Here is a 4,539-nt window from a genome sequence, read left to right on the forward strand (position 1 = left end):
TCTTCGCTGATGCCGAGCTCCTTCGCCTGCTCCGGAATCTGCTTGTCGACCAGCGGCGTGCGCACGAAGCCCGGACACACGACGTGCGAGCGCACGTTGTGCTTCGCGCCTTCCTTCGCCAGCACGCGAGCCAGGCCGAGCAGCCCGTGCTTGGCGGTCACGTACGCCGACTTCAGCGGCGACGCTTCGTGCGAGTGCACCGAGCCCATGTAGATCACGACGCCGCCGCGATCGTCCTTGTACATGTGCTTGAGCGCGGCCTTCGTTGTCAGGAACGCGCCGTCCACGTGGATCGCCTGCATCTTCTTCCAGTCGGAGAACGAATAGTTCTCGATCGGGTTGACGATCTGGATGCCGGCGTTCGACACGAGGATGTCGACCGAGCCGAACGCTTCGGCCACCTTGTCGATGCCGCTGTTCACGGCTTCCTCGTTGGTCACGTCCATCGCGACGCCGATCGCCTTGCCGCCTGCCTTGTTGATCTCGTCGGCAACCGCGTTCGCGCCGTCCTGGTTCAGGTCGGCGATCGCGACGGCCGCGCCTGCCTTGGCCAGCTCCAGCGCGATTTCCTTGCCGATGCCGCTCGCGGCGCCCGTGACGACTGCGGTCTTGCCATTCAGATCTGCTGCCATGTCCGTCTCCTCCCATTATCGGATCGATAAAACACGCGCCCGCCGTATCCGCGCTCATCGCGAAATCGTATCGACGTGCCAGCCGTCATTGTGCACGATCGGCCCCGCCGTTCGCGCGCAAAACGTCTAAGCTTAAGGTCGATTCCGTTCGGCAGGAGGTTCTCATGCACTATCGACGGCTAGGCCGCTCCGGCCTGCAGATCAGCGAGCTTTCCCTCGGTTCGTGGGTGACATACGGCAACCAGGTCGACCAGCGGGTCGCGCGCGAATGCCTCGCTGCGGCCCGCGACGCGGGCGTCAATTTCTTCGACAACGCCGAGGTCTACGCCGGCGGCAAATCCGAGGAAATCATGGGCCACGCGCTCAAATCGCTCGACTGGCCGCGCGTCAGCTATATCGTGTCCACGAAGTTCTTCTGGGGGCTCGCGGAAGCCCCGAACCAGTATCACACGCTGAACCGGAAATACCTGCTGAACGCGATCGACGGCTCGCTCCGCCGGCTGCAGCTCGACTATGTCGACCTCGTCTATTGCCATCGCCCCGATCCGCATACGCCGATCGAGGAAACCGTCTGGGCGATGAGCGACATGATCGTGCGCGGCAAGGCGCTGTACTGGGGCACGTCGGAATGGAGCGCCGACGAGATCCGCGCAGCATGCGAGATCGCCGAGCGGCATCATCTGCACAAGCCGGTCGTCGAACAGCCGCAGTACAACCTGTTCCACCGCATCCGGGTCGAACAGGAATATGCGCGGCTCTACGACGATTACGGTCTCGGCCTCACGACCTGGAGCCCGCTGGCGTCGGGGTTGCTCACCGGCAAGTACCGCAACGGCGTGCCGGCCGGCAGCCGCGCGCAGTTGCAAGGCTACGACTGGATGCGCGAACGCCTGACCGACCGGGCCGCCAACGACATCGTCGAACGGCTCGGCGAGATTGCGGCCGAACTCGGCTGCAGCACCGGCCAATTGGCAATCGCATGGGTGCTCGCGAATCCGCGCGTGAGTTCGGTCATCACGGGCGCATCGCGGATCGACCAGATCGGCGAAAACATGCGCGCGCTCGACGTTGCCGCGAAGCTGACGCCGGATGTGAACCAACGCATCGAGGCGGTGGTCGGCGACGCATACGAGTAAGGCGACTTGCGGCCACTCGCGTACAATACGCGGCCGCATCGGCACCCGGCCTGACGGCCGCGCACGATCGACCGCTTTCATCGATTCACCTTTCGTTTCAGGCAGCCAGCCATGCTCAGTTATCGTCACGGTTTTCACGCAGGCAACCACGCAGACGTGCTCAAGCACGCCGTCGTCGTCCAGCTGCTGCGCTACCTGAACAAGAAAGACAAATCGTACTGGTACATCGATACGCACGCAGGCGCGGGCGTGTACTCGCTGCGCGACGGTTATGCAGCGAAGACGTCGGAATTCGATACCGGCATCGGCCGGCTGTGGAACGAAAAGAACCTGCCGGAAGCGCTGGGCGACTATGTGGATGAAGTCCGCGCGCTGAACGACGACGGCGAACTGCACTTCTATCCGGGCTCCCCGTACATCGCATGGCGGTCGATGCGCGAGCAGGATCGTATGCGCCTGTTCGAAATGCACACGACGGAAATCGATGTGCTGCGCCACAATTTCCGCGACGCGGGACGACGCGCGATGATCTTCGCCGGCGACGGCTTCGAAGGTATCAAGGCGCTGCTGCCGCCGCCGCCGCGACGCGCACTGGTGCTCATCGATCCGTCCTACGAGGACAAGAAGGATTACGCCCGGGTGGTGAGTTGCATGACGGAATGCCTGAAGCGTTTCGCGACCGGCTGCTATGCAATCTGGTACCCGCAGGTCACGCGGCTGGAATCGCAACGCTTTCCCGAACAGTTGAAGCGCCTTCAACCGAACAACTGGCTGCACCTGACGCTGACGGTGTCGAATCCGCCGACAGACGGACTGGGCCTCTACGGCAGCGGGATGTTCATCCTGAATCCACCGTATACGCTCGCTCAGAGCATGAAAGAGGCACTGCCCTACCTGGTCGAGATGCTGGGACAGGATAGCGGCGCCCGCTGTCAGATCGAGCACCGCGGGAACTGATCGGGCGACCGGTCGTTACGGCTGCGGTCTCGGCGCGAGCCTCGGCTGATAGGCCGGTTGGCCGCCCCACGCGGGAACATTGATATACGGTGCGACGAACAGCGGGACCGACGTGTTCGGAGCCTGCCCGGCCGGAGCACGCATGCCTGCCGGCTCGACGATCGGCTCCGGCGACAACGGTGCCGTCTGCAACACCAACCCGCCCTTGCCGTCCTGGATGCCCCGCTGCGTATCGAGCACGAGCGGCTTGGACGACGTCGCGGCACCGGCCGCGAGGCCATGAACGAGCACGGCCGCGCCCAGAACGAGACGCGCGCGAGCACTGCGACGCACATCGACACGCAAACGCATGATCGTGTCCTTCAAGATGAAAAGCAGGTCCATACCATAGCGCTGCACCGACGATTTCGCCAGATCCGACGCACAAAAAAACAAAGCCCCGTCAATACGGGGCTTGCTTATCGTTCGGTGCCGCTCGGCACCTGACGGTGACTCCGATTACAGCGAGTAGCCGTTGGTCTCGAGCGAGCGGATGCGGCTCTCGAGCTGGACGATGTCCGACGACGTAGCGAGGTAAGCCTCACGGCGCTCACGTTCTGCGGATTCGAACCAGTTGCTCAGCTTTTCAACGATGTAGGCGATCATGACGTTCTCCAAGGAAGAGGGACCCCTGGTGAATCGAGATTCAGGGATTTCCCGTATAGGGTTATCCCGAATTATAGCGATGCCGCACCAAGATGCCAGTGAAAAACTTGCATGGAGACCATTCCAATTTGGAATGAAGGCGAGCAGATCGGACCTAACCCATTGATTTTTAATGACAGGGAGTCTGAGCCTGTTTTGAGGCTCGAGGGCGCGCACTAATTTGGTTCACCGACGGGGTCGGCCAGGCGCGCCAAAATCGGGCATTCAGGCCGCCCGTCACCATGGCAGTGCGCGGCCAGATCGGCCAGCGTGTCGCGCATGTCGCTCAGCTCCGCGATTCGCTTGTCGAGTTCGGCCACGTGCTCGAGCGCGATCGATTTCACTTCGGCGCTGGCGCGTGAGCGATCCTGCCAGAGCATCAGCAGCTTGCGAATGTCCTCGACGAGAAAGCCGAGTCGTCGCGCCTGACGGATGAACCGCAGGATATGGATTTCGTCCGCGCCGTAGATCCGGTAGCCGGCATCGGTACGCTTGCTCGGCGCAAGAAGGCCGACCTGTTCGTAGTACCGGATCATTTTCGCGCTGACTCCGGATTCGCGCGACGCGTCGCCGATATTCATTCCCCGCCCTCTTCATCAAGCCCTGGTTTCGAACACGAATGTCGACGGATGCCCTCGTCGACGACACTTCGATCGTATCAAATCGCGGGGCTTCGTTCCGGGGGAAGGCTTGGCAGCTGGAGCGCAGATGACTGATCTGGCGCGTACGCCGTTGGGTGACGAGGAATGGGCGCGCTGCGCCGTATGCTTTTGGGGCGCCGAAATGCAAAAACCCCCGCCTTGTCGGGCGGGGGTTCTTGGCTTAGGGAGCCTGACGATTACCTACTTTCACACGGGAATCCGCACTATCATCGGCGTAGAGTCGTTTCACGGTCCTGTTCGGGATGGGAAGGGGTGGGACCGACTCGCTATGGTCATCAGGCAAAGAGGGTTGTTCTGCTGGCGTGGCCAACAGAACCAATCTTGGAAGAAGCAGTAATTTAGGTTGTGTGTATCACACACGAGAATTCAACATGTCTTGTCTTGCTACGCAGGTCACCGGTACTTCAACCGGCGCGCCGCATCGATCAGCTTCGCTGCTCGACGCTCTGCGTGGGATGCTCGTAAGTG

At 61.9% G+C, this 4,539-nt stretch carries 6 protein-coding genes and 1 rRNA gene; 2 read left to right on the plus strand and 5 right to left on the minus strand.

The window, feature by feature from the left end:
• Positions 1-632, minus strand: a 632-nt coding sequence (locus HWW87_RS36785; RefSeq protein WP_175824373.1) for a 3-hydroxybutyrate dehydrogenase, incomplete at its 3' end; no start/stop codon positions are given.
• 164 nt (positions 633-796) lie between these two features.
• On the opposite strand from HWW87_RS36785, the gene HWW87_RS36790 reads away from it, so the two are divergent.
• Both HWW87_RS36790 and rlmJ read left to right on the plus strand, forming a co-directional pair.
• Positions 797-1,768 carry an aldo/keto reductase gene (locus HWW87_RS36790; RefSeq protein ID WP_175824374.1) on the plus strand — a complete coding sequence of 324 codons (972 nt, stop codon included), beginning with the start codon at positions 797-799 and terminating at the stop codon, positions 1,766-1,768.
• Between the two features lie 111 nt (positions 1,769-1,879).
• Positions 1,880-2,725, plus strand: coding sequence for a 23S rRNA (adenine(2030)-N(6))-methyltransferase RlmJ (gene rlmJ / locus HWW87_RS36795; RefSeq protein ID WP_174391279.1), 846 nt, complete (start codon positions 1,880-1,882; stop codon positions 2,723-2,725).
• A gap of 15 nt (positions 2,726-2,740) precedes the next feature.
• Here the strand turns inward: rlmJ and HWW87_RS36800 are convergent, their stop codons facing one another.
• The 4 genes from HWW87_RS36800 to rrf form a co-directional block, all read right to left on the minus strand.
• Positions 2,741-3,076 carry a hypothetical protein gene (locus HWW87_RS36800; RefSeq protein WP_244107419.1) on the minus strand — a complete coding sequence of 112 codons (336 nt, stop codon included), beginning with the start codon at positions 3,074-3,076 and terminating at the stop codon, positions 2,741-2,743.
• Positions 3,077-3,223: 147 nt separating this feature from the next.
• Positions 3,224-3,370: a DUF3563 family protein gene (locus tag HWW87_RS36805; protein ID WP_006478295.1), complete on the minus strand. Its 147-nt coding sequence runs from the start codon at positions 3,368-3,370 to the stop codon at positions 3,224-3,226.
• A gap of 215 nt (positions 3,371-3,585) precedes the next feature.
• Complete coding sequence (gene cueR, locus HWW87_RS36810; protein ID WP_027784959.1) at positions 3,586-3,990, minus strand: Cu(I)-responsive transcriptional regulator; 405 nt, start codon at positions 3,988-3,990, stop codon at positions 3,586-3,588.
• A gap of 248 nt (positions 3,991-4,238) precedes the next feature.
• A 5S ribosomal RNA gene (rrf, locus tag HWW87_RS36815) occupies positions 4,239-4,351 on the minus strand.
• Positions 4,352-4,539 lie beyond the last annotated feature (188 nt).

The organism is Burkholderia sp. BCC0419, from assembly GCF_902830285.1.
In the GTDB taxonomy this organism is placed as follows: domain Bacteria; phylum Pseudomonadota; class Gammaproteobacteria; order Burkholderiales; family Burkholderiaceae; genus Burkholderia.

Bases quoted from the DNA above. Each gene is read 5' to 3' on its own strand.
- HWW87_RS36805 (WP_006478295.1), bottom strand. From the start codon at position 3,370: ATGATCGCCTACATCGTTGAAAAGCTGAGCAACTGGTTCGAATCCGCA.
- HWW87_RS36790 (WP_175824374.1), top strand. From the start codon at position 797: ATGCACTATCGACGGCTAGGCCGCTCCGGCCTGCAGATCAGCGAGCTT.
- cueR (WP_027784959.1), bottom strand. From the start codon at position 3,990: ATGAATATCGGCGACGCGTCGCGCGAATCCGGAGTCAGCGCGAAAATG.
- rlmJ (WP_174391279.1), top strand. From the start codon at position 1,880: ATGCTCAGTTATCGTCACGGTTTTCACGCAGGCAACCACGCAGACGTG.
- HWW87_RS36800 (WP_244107419.1), bottom strand. From the start codon at position 3,076: ATGCGTTTGCGTGTCGATGTGCGTCGCAGTGCTCGCGCGCGTCTCGTT.